A 13246-nucleotide genomic window follows, 5' to 3' on the forward strand; every position below is an offset into this window, starting at 1 on the left:
CTCCGCCGATGGGCGCCATATATAAGGGATAAAGCGGTTTGACCGACAATTGATTTAGCCAATCGTCAGCCGCGCCAAAATCAACGGCGTTTGCGCGCCCCCAGTCGGATCCAGGTCGGAGCATGGTCACTGGCATGGGGCTCGTTGCGCACCCAGGCATCAACACCGGCCTCTTGCAGATACGGACTCAGCGCCGGATTCAACAGCAGATGGTCGATGCGCAACCCGGAATTCTTCTGCCAGTGCTGTCGGAAATAATCCCAGAACGTGTAGAGACGATCTTCCGGATAAAGATGACGCAAGGAATCGGTCCAGCCCTGGTCCAGCAATCGCTGATAACACTCACGGCTCTCGGGTTGCAGCAACGCGTCCTTGAGCCACGAGCGTGTGTTGTAGATGTCGAGGTCGGTGGGCACCACGTTGTAGTCGCCGGCCAGGACCACCGGATGTTCGCTGACTTGAAGCGCCTGTGCATAACTGATCAACCGTTCGAACCAGGCCAGTTTGTATTCGAACTTCGGGCCCGGTTGCGGGTTGCCGTTGGGCAAGTACAGACACCCCACCAAAACCCCGTGCACCGCGGCTTCAAGGTAGCGGCTCTGGGTGTCGCCATCGTCACCGGGCAAACCGCGACGGCTCTCCAGTGGCTGCGCATCCCGGGCCAGAATCGCTACACCGTTCCAGGAGGGCTGGCCCTGCCAGATCGCGCCGTAGCCGGCAGCTTCCAGTTCGGCGGCCGGGAACGCACTGTCGAGGGACTTGAGTTCCTGCAGGCAAACGATGTCCGGTTGTTCTCGCGCCAGCCAGGCCAGCAGGTTGGGCAGACGGGCCCGCAGGCCATTGACGTTGAACGTCGCGATTCGCAGATTCTTCATCGGCCAAGGCTCCTGGCGGCGAGGTGTCCAGGTTGTGACACCGGCCCGTTCTGGTGGTTGCGCCGACAAAGCAATGTGCGGCGTAATAGGCATTCAACGCCCTGCCCGATTTGCCGAGAATAGCGCCCCATGCAAACCAGCCTCGAAGGCCACAGAATCATCCTGCGCCCCTTGCAATACACCGATGCCGATGCGCTGGTCGCGGCGGCCGGCGACGGTGAACTGTGGAACCTGACCGTCACCGTCGTGCCCTCCTCGACCACCGTCGACAGCTACCTGAAAAGAGCCCTCGATGGCCGCGATGCCGGCACCGTCCTGCCATTCGTTATCGTGCTCAAGGACACCGGCAAGGTCATCGGTTCGACACGCTTCTGGAAAGTCGACCGGCTCAATCGCAAGCTCGAAATCGGTAGCAGTTGGATCGGCGCCAGTTGGCAGAAAACCTTCGTCAACACCGAAGCCAAATACCTGATGCTGCGCCACGCTTTTGAAACGCTCGATTGCGTGCGCGTGCAATTCACCACCGACGAAAATAACCAGAAGTCACGCAACGCGATCCTCAGGCTCGGCGCGCAGCAGGAAGGCATCGTGCGCCACGAACGGATCATGCCGGACGGGCGCAAGCGCAACTCGGTGCGGTTCAGCATCATCGATGATGAGTGGCCGCAGGTTCGGCAGCATCTGGAAAAGAAACTGGCCGATTACAACCCTCACTAACACCACAACTCACTGTGGGAGCGGGCTTGCTCGCGAAAGCGTCGGTACATCCGGCATTGATGAGCCTGATACACCGCTTTCGCGAGCAAGCCCGCTCCCACAGCCATTCGTCATCTTGCCGGCACCAACCGCGCCTCCACGAACACCAATATCAGGTAACGACTCAATTCTGGAGACGTACCATGATCACGACAAAAATCACCTCATTGCTGCTGGCGGGCTTGCTGTGCGCCGCGCCGATGGTCGCCTATTCCGCCGACGATTCACCTGACGCCACGGGCACCAAGTCGGGTGGAGTCAGCGGCTCGACGCTGCCACCCAACAGCACACCCGGCGCGCCGTCCGGCGGTAAAGAAACCAATAACGGCACTAACTCTTCGAGCACAGGCTCGGGCGTGAATGGTAGCAATGGCGGGACCAGCGGTTCCGGCGCGGGCGGTGGCACCGGGGCGCCCGGTGGCGGGACGGGTGGAGCTGGCGGTGGCACGGGCAGCTGAACGCGTAAAGGCAGCTTCTGATGCCGAAGGTCGGGATCAGCGCCTGCCTGTTCACCGACTCAGCGATCCGAACGCAACAATGCCTCGACGCCGCCCTCCATCGACAGCACCGCCGAACGGTTTCGGCCGGAGTGTTTGGCCTGATACAGCGCGGCGTCTGCGCGCTGGATGAAGACTTCGACGCTGTCCCGTCCGGAGGGCACAAATGAATAACAACCCAGGCTGACGGTCACGTACCCGGTGGGCGAGCCGCTGTGGGTGATGTTTTTGTCCATGACGCTACGGCGAATCTGCTCGGCAATCACTAACGCACCATGAATGTCGGTGTCCGGCAGCAGTACCGCGAACTCTTCACCGCCATAGCGCACTGCCAGATCTGCCTTGCGATGACAGCAACTCTTCAGCGCTCGCGCCACTTCCGCCAGGCAATGATCCCCTGCCACATGACCGTAGGTGTCGTTGTAGCGCTTGAAGAAATCGATATCGAGCATCACCAGACTCAGCGGGCTCGCCTGTCGGGAACCGCGACCGAACTCGATGTCCAGCGCCCGCTCGAACAGGCGCCGGTTGGCCAGGCCGGTCAGGCTGTCATGGGTGGCGATCAGCTCCAGCGCTTCCTGGGCCTGGCGCAGATCGGCTTCGATTCGCCCACCGTCGCGCACCTGGTGAATGAACACCCAGCCGAACAGTCCTACGCCCAACACCACCAAGGCCACAATGACGCTGGATTGAAACGCCGTGGCGTACCAGTCCTGGAGAATCGCGTCCTTCGAGGACGCCGCCGACACCACCAAGGGATAGGCTTCCAACTGACGGTAGCCATACAACCGTACCGTGCCATCGACCACCGAGCTGATCATCGCGTTGCCGGAATTGGCGCTGGGCAAGTGCCTCTGGAAAATCGCGCCCTGGGCCAGCGACGTGCCGATCTGCGATTCCACAAACGGTCGCCGCGCCAGCAACGTGCCATCCGTGAGCGCCAAAAACATCGAACCCTGCTCATCGATGCTGAAGCTTTTGAAGAACTGATCGAAGTACGCCATCTTGATGCCGGCCAGCAACACACCCTGGAAGTTGCCGTCCTTGTCGTTGACGCGCTTGGTCACCGGAATGATCCACTCGCCGTTCTCACGACTGCGGATCGCCGGACCGATGTGCGCCAGGGACGAGACGTTTTGCTGGTGGAACTTGAAGTATTCGCGATCCGACACGCCCGAGCCCCGGGGCAAGTCCTGGAATGAAGTCACCACCCACTGGCCCTGCTTGTCGAACAGGAAAATCCCGTGCAATTGATGCAGGGCCTGCACCCGCTGGATGAAAGTTTTATGCAGGCGCGGCTGCTGGGTCGTATCGTAACCGTCGGCCTGAATCCAGTCGGCCAGGCTGGTCAGTACCAGATCGGCTTTCATGAACGTGTCTTCAGCCTGCTGCGCCATGGCCCGGGTGAGGTTCGACGACGCGACTTCTGCCAGTGCAAGGTCATGGCGCCGAGACTGCTCCAATTGCAGGTACAGCAAGCCACACAGGCACAGGCACACCGCCGCGATAAAAAACGCCGAGGCCTTGAGCAGAGGCAAGCGTTTCAGGGCGCCGGGGGCGTGGTGCGAGTCGTGAATGGGGATAGGCAAAGGTGTTTCCTGGAGGGCACGGCATGGGCGAAGGCCCAAAGCCCTTATTTTTTGTGAGCTTAGTCTACGGGGTTGTCTGGAGCCAATGGAAAACCCGATCTGCTAGGATCCAAGGCCTCAGGACCTGCCTCGCAGGTTTACCCATGGAGGAAAACATGAGTGTTCAATCTCACCCCGCCGCCATCAACACCGCCGTTTTCGATCTCGGCAATGTACTTATCCGCTGGAACCCCAGAAACCTTTACAAAAAATTGTTCGGTGACGACGTAGAGGCGATGGAAACCTTCCTGTCGGAGGTCTGCAACACCGCCTGGAACGAACAACAGGACAAAGGCCGGACCTGGCAGGAAGCGACCGAGGAAGCCATCGCCCGGCATCCTGAGCAGGAAGCGCTTATTCGCGCTTACCGCGAACGCTGGGAAGAAACCCTGGACGGTGCCATCGAAGAAACCGTGACCATTCTTGATGAACTGCACGCCAACGGCATCCGGCTGCTGGCGCTGACCAACTGGTCCGCCGAAACCTTCCCGATTGCCCTTGAGCGTTTTGAATTCTTGCAGCGCTTCGAAGGGATTCTGGTGTCGGGCGCCGAAGGCGTGATCAAGCCGTCGCCGGAGATTTTCCAGCTGCTGGCATCACGTTATGACGTTGATTGCCGTCGGGCGGTGTTCATTGATGATCACCGGCCAAACATCGATGGGGCGCAGCGCGAAGGGTTTCATGCGATCCAGTTCTTCGATGCCGCGCAATTGCGTAGGGATTTGGTGGCGCTGGGGTTACCGGTTCGAGCGGGCTGAGATTGGGGATACCGCATTCGCGAGCAAGCCCGCTCCCACATTGGATCTGTGGCGTTCACAAATCCAATGTGGGAGATGGCTTGCTCGCGAAGAGGCCCGCACAGTCACCGCAAAACCTACCGGGCCAACCGCCGCATCGCACTGCGCAAATGCGCCCGCGCACTCTCGGCATCCCCCAATCTCATCTGCTCATACGCCCGCTGTGCAATCTCATGGGGCACAGGCTTGAGCTCGCGCTGGGTCGCCATCGCCAGCAACTGCACCTGGGCGGCACGCTCCAGGTAATACAGATCATCCCAGGCCTCGGCGATGGTCGGCCCGGCAACGATCACACCGTGATTTTTCAAGAACAAGATATCGGCATCACCCATCACACTGGCAATCCGGTCGCCTTCAGATTCATCGAGGGCCAGACCGTTGTAATCCTCGTCCACCGCGGTGCGCCCGTAAAACTTCAATGCAGTCTGCCCCAGCCACAGCAGCGGTGGGCCTTGCAGCAAACACAGCGCCGTGGCATTCGGCATATGGGTGTGAAACGCCACCCGCACTCGCGGCAGTTGTTTATGCAGCCGCGCATGGATGTAGAACGCAGTCGCCTCGGGCTGCCCTTCGCCGGCCACGACATTGCCGTGGAAGTCGCAGACCAATAGATTTTCGGCGCTGACCTCGGCGAACGCGTAGCCATAGGGGTTCACAAAAAACAGGTCATCACGCCCCGGCACCATGGCCGAAAAGTGGTTGCAGATGCCCTCCTCCAAACCGTACAACGCCGCCAGTTGAAAGCACGCCGCCAGTTCCGTGCGGGCGGTGATGGCAGCCTCCGAATCCAGATCCAGATTGGCGTAGCGCGCCGGGCGGGAACTGCCTGCAAGGGTATGGGCCATAGCGTCGACTCCGTGAGTTACCAGCCAAGGGAAGTGAATAACGGCACGACCTGATCCAGCGTGCCCAGGATCGCGTCGGGGCGATAGTCCGGCAGCAATTGCCGACCGGTGCCGCGATCAATCCAGACGCAGCGGAATTGCATGTCCCGGGCGGCGGTGTGGTCCAGGGTCGGACTGGCGCAGATATGCACCACCTGATCACGCCGTACGCCAAGCTGTTCATGAGCGTAGTCAAACAACCGCGGATTCGGCTTGTAGGCGCCGGCCTGTTGCGCGGTGATGACCCGATCGATATGCCCGCCAAGCTGCGCGACGTTGCCGGCGATGATGTCGTCATCGGTGTTGGACACGATGCACAGTTTGAAGCCCATGGCCTTCAACTGCGCCAGCGTCTCGATCACCTCGGGAAACGGCGGCATCCGTGGAATCGCCCCCGCCAGCCGCTGACTGTCTTCGGGAAGACTCGCCAGCCCCAATTCTTCCAGGGCAAGTTGCAAACCCTGGGTGCTCAATTGGCGAAACGAACGGTGCGGCGGAATCTGCTCCAGCCGATGTTCATGGCGGTCGTACACCGCGATCAGGCGATCGACATCGACGGAGTGATCGCCCTTGTCACGCAAAATCTCGGCAACCACGGCTTTCAGGCCTTCGTCCCACTGGATCAACGTGCCGTAGCAATCGAAGGTCAACCACTCGGGGCGCGGGGTGTGCTGGAGCGTCATGGGAAGATCCTCTGAGATGAGAGCTTCAGCTTATGAGCGCTTGGTGATAGTGTGAAATTAAATCTATACCGCAATCTCAGTTGAAAATCGAATATCAGGAGGCCCGCCATGCTCGATCTTGAATTGCTCAAGAGCTTCGTCTGCGTGGTCGACGAAGGCAGCTTCACCCGCGCCGCCGAGCGCGTGCACCGGACCCAGTCCACGGTCAGCCAGCAACTGCGCAAACTGGAAGAGCTGATCGGTCACCCATTGCTGATCCGCGACCGCACCGGGCAGAACGTCAGCGTCACCGAACATGGCGAACGGTTGATTGGTTACGCCCGGCGCTTGCTGGCGCTGTCTTCGGAGGCGGTGCAGGCCCTGGCCAGCGACGTCGATCTGGAGATCCTGCGCCTCGGCGTACCGGAAGACTTCGACGCCCGACGCATGGCAATGCTGCTCGCCGGCTTCAGCCAGGCAAGACCGCAGGCACGACTGGAAACCATCAGCGGCATGAGCCTCGACCTCAAGCAGAAACTCGATGCCGGTGACATCGATATCGCCCTGATCAAACGCGAACCGGACAGCGGACCGTGCTGGGCGTCCTGGCCGGAGGTGTTGGTGTGGGTGAAAGGTGCGGGAGTGGATTCGGCCAACGGGGTGTTGCCGTTGGCGTTGTTTCCCCAAGGGTGTATTTACCGGCAGCGCGCGACTCGCTTACTGGATAAGGCTCAGCGGCCATGGCGCGTAGCTTTTGGCAGCCATAGCTTGACCGGGATTCAGGCGGCGGTGGCTTCGGGATTGGGGGTTTCCGTGTTGCCGGAGTCGGCAGTGCTGCCGGAGCATACGGTGTGTACGGATTTGCCTGAGTTGCCGGCATCGGAGTTGGCGTTGGTGAGTCGTGAGGGCACGTTGACCGGGTTGCAGCGGGGGTTGGTGGCGTTTTTGAAGGAGGCGTTGAGTGGGGAGGCGCGGGGTTGAAATCGCGCCTCCGGGTTTTCAGGGCTTGTTGATTTCACGCAGGAGATCAGCAGTAGGTATGTTCAGCGTGTTTGAGTAGTAGGGTTTGTAGCCGTAGGCGGTAATGACGACTTTGCAGGGGATATTTTTCTTATCTGACAAAAGACTATTTAATTCTTTGATAGACAAATTCCTCGCCAGACTACCGCGATCATTGGTTTCATATAAAAAAACATTGCTTACATAGTTAAACCTGCCGGCAGCCCGGTTAGATTCGTCAACATCGATTGCTCCGATCGCCGTAAGCTGAATACTATGACCCTTGGAAAAATCCTGATCCGCACCCAATGCACAATTAAAAATTGTTGAGGATGCACCCTCTCTCATCCCCTGCCCATAAAGGTCTAGGATATTCGTATCCGAACCAAAACTAATGCCATAAGTAATTTTACTCGTGTTCCTTACAACAGACGCATAGCTCAAACTTGCCGAAGGTATATTGTGATCCTTTGCGCAAGCCGAACACATCATCGCAAGCATTAGCAGAATTATAACTTTCACTTTGCGAGCTCTTTCATAATGGATTCATGCACTAGATCGCCAACAGACTGCGTACCTATGACAGGCCGAGTAAACATCGCATTCGCGTTAGCATGATTTGTATCCATATTCACATTAATTGCAGGACCACTGCCAATGATCCATTTTTCGCCAAAATCCGCCACACTGTCTGAATCATTCGGCTTAGAGGGAGTCGCTTTCACATTAAGCCACCGCTCTGCGGTCGGAACTGGAGGGTCCATATAAATATCTGACCCCAGCCAAACTAGAGCCCCCTCTCCCACAGGATCAAGTGTCACCAGCATCTTTATCTTGTAACCCCACCCAGTCATGATCGTCGTCAGGTGGGCACCGTTCCACCCTCCCAGGCTATGCCCGACTATATAAATAGGGCATGACTTATATGGAATTATGTTTAATACATTCTTCTGTATATCTTTCTTACCGCGAACCTCGTTATACCCCAGCCATTCTGACGTGTATTTCCCTTCAGCCATCAGGCATTCAAGTTTATTATCGAATTTCAGCTTAGCTTCTTTGACATTTTCAAAAGGGCCGGAAAAATAATATTTCTCCTTATCCCCCGCCCCGCCAATAAAAAACACTATCGCCTTGGTACTCTCAATCGGCACAGTCTTCTCGCTGACATCCTTCTTGTCCGTCAGCGTATGTTCACTTTGCTGCTTATACGTATTGCCTTTCGCACACGTAACCGTTTCACTCGCCATACCTCACTCCTCCAAAAACAACTTGATGCTTTCAGGAAGGTGCGAGCTGATCGTGTGGGTGAATCCCGACGCGTCAGATACGCCATGCTCTTGCCGCCCATCCGCACGCTGAATCATGTATGGATGATTCGGCATCGGCTCGCCGGTCGTCGCGTTTACCAGTTTCAACTTGTCGGTGAAGTTGACCGGCATCGGCAATAGCCCGGTGAACGGGGCAGAAACAACGGTATCGCCAATAATCACCGTGCCCGAGCCGCCAATGACCACATTGCCGTGGCCACCCACGCTGTCGAGGGTTGCTGCGTTCAAGCCGTTGATAAACACCGTGGCGGAGACGCCGCCAGTGATCGGGCTGCCGCAGGCCGATTTGTCGGTCATGCGCGCAGCGGCCAGGCCATCGAAGTTCACATTGGGCGAACCGCTGGCGATGGGGTTGGTGCCGTGTCCCGGTAGCGGGCAAGCGGTGGGGTCGGTGAGGCGGGCGGCGGGTTTTCCGCTCATGCACAAGCTCCTAGCAGGCTTTTCAGACAATCCATTGAATAAGCGCGCAAGGATGAGGGAAGTGGCGGATTTGTTCAAATGCCGAGTACAGAGATCGTCGCAGGATGTGAACCAGCGCAATCCTGTGGGAGCGGGCTGGCTCGCGAAGAGGCCATATCAATCGACAGCAATGTTGGCTGACATACCGCTTTCGCGAGCAAGCCCGCTCCTACAGGTTTTGCGTTTTAATTAGGCGAGATCAGCGCGACGGCGGAACCCGGATATCTCCCGCCCGGCACTGGGTTTTCACGCCCTTCCCGCACGCACCAAACTCCAGGTCCTTGCCCATGCACACCCGCACTTCCGACAACTCCGGGCCACTGCACAGCACAGCAATACCGTCCGCCGGAATCCCGGGGTTGCTCTCGCGGAACAGGTCACTGATTTTCTGCGCCGTGAAGTAATGCGTGCCGCTGAAAGGTTGAAGTTGCTCGGGGACTTTCACGGCAGCAACGGCTTTGTCCGCCGCATCCAGATAACCCGTCGCACCGAGACCGCTGCAAGTACCGTGTTTCGACCATTCATGCTCAAGCAACTTCGGCGTCGGAAACAGCGTCAGCCCTTGCGTGCGTTCGGCCGGTGACAACGCTACCATCGGCGGGCACGACTCCGGCCAGCCGCCCTTGGCGTATTGCGGCCAGAGGCCGTGGAGCACAAAGCCGTAGCCTTTGCCGGAACATTGCACGTCGTCTTTGTGGGTCAGGCAGAAGGTCGGCGACCAGGACAGCGTCAGCAGGTAGTAATCGAATACTCCTGCCACCGACTCGACTGGCGCTTTGCCTTGGTGTGATTGCCGGGCACTGCTCAGCCCGATGTTGCCGAACGTAATCGCGAGGATCGCGATGGCTGCGTAAAACTTTTTCATATACCCACTCCTTGGGAATGATGATTGGTTGAGTCCTTGGCCGATGATCGGCCAGGGGTTGTTTTGCCATGCGGGTGTTTCAATCGCATGACGCAAGGCAAAACGTGCATTACCTTGATAACGCTATGATCACTCTTACATCACGACAGGGAATCGACATGAGTAAGGCAGACGAGCTCGCCGCAAAACTGAGAGAAACCCGGCATTCCGGCGTCGACGCAACCCTCGGCACCGATCAGGCGATCGACAGTTGGCCGGGCGAAGTGTACGCAATGTATCACCAGATCGAAGCGTGGCTGAAGCCGCTGCTCGAGGCTGGCCTGAGCATCCGGCGCAACCCCACCCATGTTTTCGAGCGCCATCCTGAAGGCGCCACTTACGCCTACTCCATCGACCAATTGGTGATTGAAGGCAATCACCACAGCATCACTTTCGTGCCGATCGTGCGCTTCACGGCTGACGGAGAAGGCCGGGTCGAGATTCACCTCAAGGGCAAAGAGATTCCGTTGCTGCGCACTGTCGGCGAACACGGCGAAACCCAGTGGTGGTTGCAGTCGATCGAACAATCCGGGCAACAACCAGATGCGGTGGCGTTGACTGAGGTGAATCTGCTGTCGGTGATTCAGGAAGGGCTGGATCTCTAGATCACAACACTTCCCCCTTGTGGGAGCGGGCTTGCTCGCGAAGGCAGAGTGTCAGTCGCCCCATGTGTTGACTGATACAGAGCTTTCGCGAGCAAGCCCGCTCCCACAGGAGATCGGTGGTTATTTCACTGGCTCACCACAATCTTCCCGATCATCTGCGGATGCAGCGCGCAGAAATATTCAAACTCCCCCGGCGTGTTGAACACGTAGGAAAAGCTGTCATTGGTATCCAGCGCCCCCGAGCGAAACACTTTGTGGGTTTCCGCCACGGTATGCGGGATCTGGTCATCGTTCACCCACGTCACTTTGGTCCCGACGGCCACGGTCATATCCTTGGGCCCGAACATGAATTCCTTGATATCGATTTTCACGTCCTGAGCCCACACCGGCATCGACAGCATCAGGCACACCATCGTCAGCAATAGCTTTTTCATCTTCGCGCCCTCCCCTTAAACCAGTGTCGAATCGATCAGCGCCAGCGGATGCTCGCCCTGTGTCGCCCGCACATCGGTGACCCCCAGATAATTGCGCAGCTGATCCGCCGCCACTGTCATCGGCCCCGGTGACGGCGCCGTGCCCGGTGCAGGTTGTGGATAAGCCGTGCCACGAGCGGTGTGGAAGGTGATGTTGCCTTCGACCTTCTGGATAACCTGGTGGATATGCCCGTTCAACACCGTCACCGAACCGTACTTGCGCAGCATGGCAATCGCCTGGTCGCCGTCCTCGGTGCCCCAGCCCCACGGCTGATAAATCGTCCACAACGGAATGTGGGTGAACACCACGATCGGCGTGCTGGTGCTCACGGCGCGAAGGTCGTCGGCCAGCCAGGCGAGTTGATCGGCGCCCAGGTTCGCTTCACGGCCGGCCTGGAAGTTGAAGACGTTCACCAGCGCGATGAAATGCACGCCGTGATCATCGAAGCTGTACCAGCCATTGCCTTTGGTGCCCTTGCCGTAACGCTCGAGATAGAGCTTGCCGCCGCCCTCGTCAAGGGTGTCATGCTCGCCCGGCACGTAGTGCACGGTGGACGGCAGGCCCTTGAGCAGTTGCGCGGCGGTGTCGAACTCTTCGGCTTTGGACAGGTGGGTGATGTCGCCGGTGTGCAGGATCAGCGCCGGCCGTTTCGGCAGAGCGATGACCTTGTCGATGGCCACTTGCAAGGTCTTCACAGGCTCCGGATTGGCCTCTTTGTTGAAGCCGATGTGCGAGTCGCTGATCTGCACAAAATGGAAGGTGCTGGCCAATGCCTTGGGGTCGGTGACGTTGCCGGAACTGTCCAGCGCAAAGGCCCGGGGAACGCCGCCGCTCAAGGCCCAGAGCACGCCGGCCCCGGCCCAAGCCGAGCACTTGAGCAGCGTTCGACGGTCGAGACTCAGCGGACCATCGGTACGTCGTTGATGTTTTGATTGAATGTCCATCGGTTTGCCCTCGTTGGCGGACTACAGTGAAGTAGCTGACACGAGGTACAACCGAGTAGGACGAGTCTTTATTCCGCGTCGAAAAATATATTTTTCCCCGGGAATAAAACACCGTGAATCACAGTTACAGGAGTGGGACGGTGCGGGAAACACTATGAAGCGATTTGAGGAACTGTTTGCGCCCCACATGGACGCGGCCTATAACCTCGCGCGCTGGCTCACCGGTAACGACAGCGCCGCGCGCGATGTCGTGCAGGACAGTGCGCTGCGCGCCTTTCGGTTTTTGCACCGCTTCGCCGATGGCAATCCAAAGGCCTGGTTCCTGACCATCGTGCGTAACGAAAGCTACACCTGGCTCAAGGCTGCGGCCGGCCACCGCTGGGTCGCCATCGGCGATGAACTCACCGACGACGAACCGACGCTGAGCCACAGCCAAACCCCGGAACTGCTGGCCATCCACACGGAAAACGCGGTGCTGATCCAGCAAGCCTTGTGTGCCCTGCCGCCGATTTTTCGTGAGGTGATTGTTCTGAAGGAACTTGAAGACTTGCCCTACAGGGACATCGCCCTGGTGGCCGACATCCCCATCGGCACCGTCATGTCGAGACTGGCCCGGGCCCGCGCCATGCTCAAGCTCGAATTACAGAAGATGCACGATCATGAATAAACTCGACTGCACGGCTTGCCAGACGCTGGTTCATGGCTATCTGGACAAGGAACTGGACACGGCAATGGCTGCGAATGTCGCGGATCATCTGGCCGGCTGTGCCGAGTGCGCGCGATTGCTGGAAGAGGCGCGGTTATTGACGGTGAGTGTGAAGCGGCATGCTCCGTATTTCACGGCGCCGGCGTCGTTGACTGCCAGTGTATTTGCCCCTGTCGCCCCCAGGATCAGCAAGGTGGAGCGCTGGCGAAATTGGTTCGCTCCCGCCTTTTCAGCGGCGGCACTGGCCTTGGCGGTGGTGCTATTCGTGGCAACGCCCGGCAGTGAACAACCGCTGATGGATGAGGCGGTGTCGAGCCATGTTCGCTCATTGATGGGCGAGCATTTGAATGATGTGGTGTCGTCCGACCGTCACACGGTGAAGCCTTGGTTCACCGGCAAACTGGACTTCTCGCCACCGGTTTTCGATTACGCGGCGCAAGGGTTTCCGTTGTTGGGTGGGCGGCTGGATTATCTGCAGAATCAGACGACCGCAGCGCTAACTTACGGGCGGGCGAAACATATCATTAACGTCTTTATCCTGCCGACGACCGACGCGGATAAGCCACCGCTGACGCGGTCGATCCGTGGTTTCAACGTGGTGTCGTGGGAAGCGGATCACATGCGGTTCGTAATGGTTTCAGATGTTGAGAAAAGTGAGCTTGAGGCGCTGGGTCAGTTGCTCAGGAATGGCGCCTGAGGCGAATCACTCTCCCCGTAGGAGCTGC

At 58.5% G+C, this 13246-nt stretch carries 17 protein-coding genes; 7 read left to right on the forward strand and 10 right to left on the reverse strand.

The window, feature by feature from the left end; translation table 11 throughout:
- Positions 1-80: 80 nt before the first annotated feature.
- Positions 81-875 (reverse strand): exodeoxyribonuclease III, encoded by a 795-nt coding sequence (locus ACIQY3_RS19170; protein ID WP_403022168.1) that lies wholly within the window; start codon positions 873-875, stop codon positions 81-83.
- A 129-nt stretch (positions 876-1004) separates the two neighbouring features.
- Between ACIQY3_RS19170 and ACIQY3_RS19175 the strand changes: the two genes are divergently transcribed.
- Positions 1005-1592 (forward strand): GNAT family N-acetyltransferase, encoded by a 588-nt coding sequence (locus ACIQY3_RS19175; RefSeq protein WP_403022170.1) that lies wholly within the window; start codon positions 1005-1007, stop codon positions 1590-1592.
- Between the two features lie 182 nt (positions 1593-1774).
- Positions 1775-2089, forward strand: coding sequence for a hypothetical protein (locus ACIQY3_RS19180; protein WP_403022172.1), 315 nt, complete (start codon positions 1775-1777; stop codon positions 2087-2089).
- Positions 2090-2148: 59 nt separating this feature from the next.
- Here ACIQY3_RS19180 and ACIQY3_RS19185 read toward each other — a convergent pair whose 3' ends face one another.
- Entirely contained in the window at positions 2149-3717 is a 1569-nt protein-coding gene (locus ACIQY3_RS19185; protein WP_403022174.1) for a diguanylate cyclase, read from the reverse strand.
- A 155-nt stretch (positions 3718-3872) separates the two neighbouring features.
- Between ACIQY3_RS19185 and ACIQY3_RS19190 the strand changes: the two genes are divergently transcribed.
- Positions 3873-4514, forward strand: coding sequence for an HAD family hydrolase (locus tag ACIQY3_RS19190; protein ID WP_403022176.1), 642 nt, complete (start codon positions 3873-3875; stop codon positions 4512-4514).
- A 116-nt stretch (positions 4515-4630) separates the two neighbouring features.
- Here ACIQY3_RS19190 and ACIQY3_RS19195 read toward each other — a convergent pair whose 3' ends face one another.
- Together ACIQY3_RS19195 and ACIQY3_RS19200 are read right to left on the reverse strand one after the other, a co-directional pair.
- Entirely contained in the window at positions 4631-5398 is a 768-nt protein-coding gene (locus ACIQY3_RS19195; RefSeq protein WP_403022178.1) for an aldolase, read from the reverse strand.
- Positions 5399-5415: 17 nt separating this feature from the next.
- Positions 5416-6120, reverse strand: a complete 705-nt coding sequence (locus ACIQY3_RS19200) for a haloacid dehalogenase type II (protein ID WP_403022180.1) — start codon at positions 6118-6120, stop codon at positions 5416-5418.
- A gap of 108 nt (positions 6121-6228) precedes the next feature.
- On the opposite strand from ACIQY3_RS19200, the gene ACIQY3_RS19205 reads away from it, so the two are divergent.
- A complete protein-coding gene (locus ACIQY3_RS19205) occupies positions 6229-7080 on the forward strand; it encodes a LysR substrate-binding domain-containing protein (protein WP_403022182.1) in 852 nt (283 codons plus the stop codon).
- Between the two features lie 18 nt (positions 7081-7098).
- On the opposite strand, the gene ACIQY3_RS19210 is transcribed toward ACIQY3_RS19205, so the two are convergent.
- The 4 genes from ACIQY3_RS19210 to ACIQY3_RS19225 form a co-directional block, all read right to left on the reverse strand.
- Entirely contained in the window at positions 7099-7620 is a 522-nt protein-coding gene (locus ACIQY3_RS19210) for a hypothetical protein (protein ID WP_403022184.1), read from the reverse strand.
- A complete protein-coding gene (locus ACIQY3_RS19215) occupies positions 7617-8348 on the reverse strand; it encodes an alpha/beta hydrolase (protein ID WP_403022186.1) in 732 nt (243 codons plus the stop codon). The genes ACIQY3_RS19210 and ACIQY3_RS19215 overlap by 4 nt, the downstream gene beginning before the upstream one ends.
- A 3-nt stretch (positions 8349-8351) precedes the next feature.
- Positions 8352-8849 (reverse strand): PAAR domain-containing protein, encoded by a 498-nt coding sequence (locus ACIQY3_RS19220; RefSeq protein ID WP_054054171.1) that lies wholly within the window; start codon positions 8847-8849, stop codon positions 8352-8354.
- A gap of 238 nt (positions 8850-9087) precedes the next feature.
- Positions 9088-9753, reverse strand: coding sequence for a ribonuclease T2 (locus tag ACIQY3_RS19225; RefSeq protein WP_403022188.1), 666 nt, complete (start codon positions 9751-9753; stop codon positions 9088-9090).
- Positions 9754-9911: 158 nt separating this feature from the next.
- Here ACIQY3_RS19225 and ACIQY3_RS19230 point away from each other — a divergent pair, with 158 nt between their 5' ends.
- Positions 9912-10397: a hypothetical protein gene (locus tag ACIQY3_RS19230; protein ID WP_403022190.1), complete on the forward strand. Its 486-nt coding sequence runs from the start codon at positions 9912-9914 to the stop codon at positions 10395-10397.
- A 125-nt stretch (positions 10398-10522) separates the two neighbouring features.
- Here the strand turns inward: ACIQY3_RS19230 and ACIQY3_RS19235 are convergent, their stop codons facing one another.
- Positions 10523-10831 carry a cupredoxin family copper-binding protein gene (locus ACIQY3_RS19235; protein ID WP_290028232.1) on the reverse strand — a complete coding sequence of 103 codons (309 nt, stop codon included), beginning with the start codon at positions 10829-10831 and terminating at the stop codon, positions 10523-10525.
- A 15-nt stretch (positions 10832-10846) separates the two neighbouring features.
- Positions 10847-11815 carry a metallophosphoesterase family protein gene (locus ACIQY3_RS19240; RefSeq protein ID WP_403022193.1) on the reverse strand — a complete coding sequence of 323 codons (969 nt, stop codon included), beginning with the start codon at positions 11813-11815 and terminating at the stop codon, positions 10847-10849.
- 154 nt (positions 11816-11969) lie between these two features.
- Here ACIQY3_RS19240 and ACIQY3_RS19245 point away from each other — a divergent pair, with 154 nt between their 5' ends.
- The gene (locus tag ACIQY3_RS19245; protein ID WP_403022195.1) at positions 11970-12482 is read left to right on the forward strand and encodes a sigma-70 family RNA polymerase sigma factor; all 513 of its coding nucleotides are present in this window, start codon (positions 11970-11972) and stop codon (positions 12480-12482) included.
- Positions 12475-13218, forward strand: coding sequence for an anti-sigma factor family protein (locus ACIQY3_RS19250; RefSeq protein ID WP_403022197.1), 744 nt, complete (start codon positions 12475-12477; stop codon positions 13216-13218). Before ACIQY3_RS19245 ends, ACIQY3_RS19250 begins: the two co-directional genes overlap by 8 nt.
- Positions 13219-13246 lie beyond the last annotated feature (28 nt).

The sequence above is a fragment of the Pseudomonas sp. NPDC096950 genome, from assembly GCF_044762525.1.
Lineage (GTDB): Bacteria > Pseudomonadota > Gammaproteobacteria > Pseudomonadales > Pseudomonadaceae > Aquipseudomonas.

Coding starts and splice junctions, on each gene's coding strand:
- ACIQY3_RS19170 (WP_403022168.1), bottom strand. CDS start 875: ATGAAGAATCTGCGAATCGCGACGTTCAACGTCAATGGCCTGCGGGCC.
- ACIQY3_RS19175 (WP_403022170.1), top strand. CDS start 1,005: ATGCAAACCAGCCTCGAAGGCCACAGAATCATCCTGCGCCCCTTGCAA.
- ACIQY3_RS19180 (WP_403022172.1), top strand. CDS start 1,775: ATGATCACGACAAAAATCACCTCATTGCTGCTGGCGGGCTTGCTGTGC.
- ACIQY3_RS19190 (WP_403022176.1), top strand. CDS start 3,873: ATGAGTGTTCAATCTCACCCCGCCGCCATCAACACCGCCGTTTTCGAT.
- ACIQY3_RS19195 (WP_403022178.1), bottom strand. CDS start 5,398: ATGGCCCATACCCTTGCAGGCAGTTCCCGCCCGGCGCGCTACGCCAAT.
- ACIQY3_RS19200 (WP_403022180.1), bottom strand. CDS start 6,120: ATGACGCTCCAGCACACCCCGCGCCCCGAGTGGTTGACCTTCGATTGC.
- ACIQY3_RS19205 (WP_403022182.1), top strand. CDS start 6,229: ATGCTCGATCTTGAATTGCTCAAGAGCTTCGTCTGCGTGGTCGACGAA.
- ACIQY3_RS19215 (WP_403022186.1), bottom strand. CDS start 8,348: ATGGCGAGTGAAACGGTTACGTGTGCGAAAGGCAATACGTATAAGCAG.
- ACIQY3_RS19220 (WP_054054171.1), bottom strand. CDS start 8,849: ATGAGCGGAAAACCCGCCGCCCGCCTCACCGACCCCACCGCTTGCCCG.
- ACIQY3_RS19225 (WP_403022188.1), bottom strand. CDS start 9,753: ATGAAAAAGTTTTACGCAGCCATCGCGATCCTCGCGATTACGTTCGGC.
- ACIQY3_RS19230 (WP_403022190.1), top strand. CDS start 9,912: ATGAGTAAGGCAGACGAGCTCGCCGCAAAACTGAGAGAAACCCGGCAT.
- ACIQY3_RS19235 (WP_290028232.1), bottom strand. CDS start 10,831: ATGAAAAAGCTATTGCTGACGATGGTGTGCCTGATGCTGTCGATGCCG.
- ACIQY3_RS19240 (WP_403022193.1), bottom strand. CDS start 11,815: ATGGACATTCAATCAAAACATCAACGACGTACCGATGGTCCGCTGAGT.
- ACIQY3_RS19245 (WP_403022195.1), top strand. CDS start 11,970: ATGAAGCGATTTGAGGAACTGTTTGCGCCCCACATGGACGCGGCCTAT.
- ACIQY3_RS19250 (WP_403022197.1), top strand. CDS start 12,475: ATGAATAAACTCGACTGCACGGCTTGCCAGACGCTGGTTCATGGCTAT.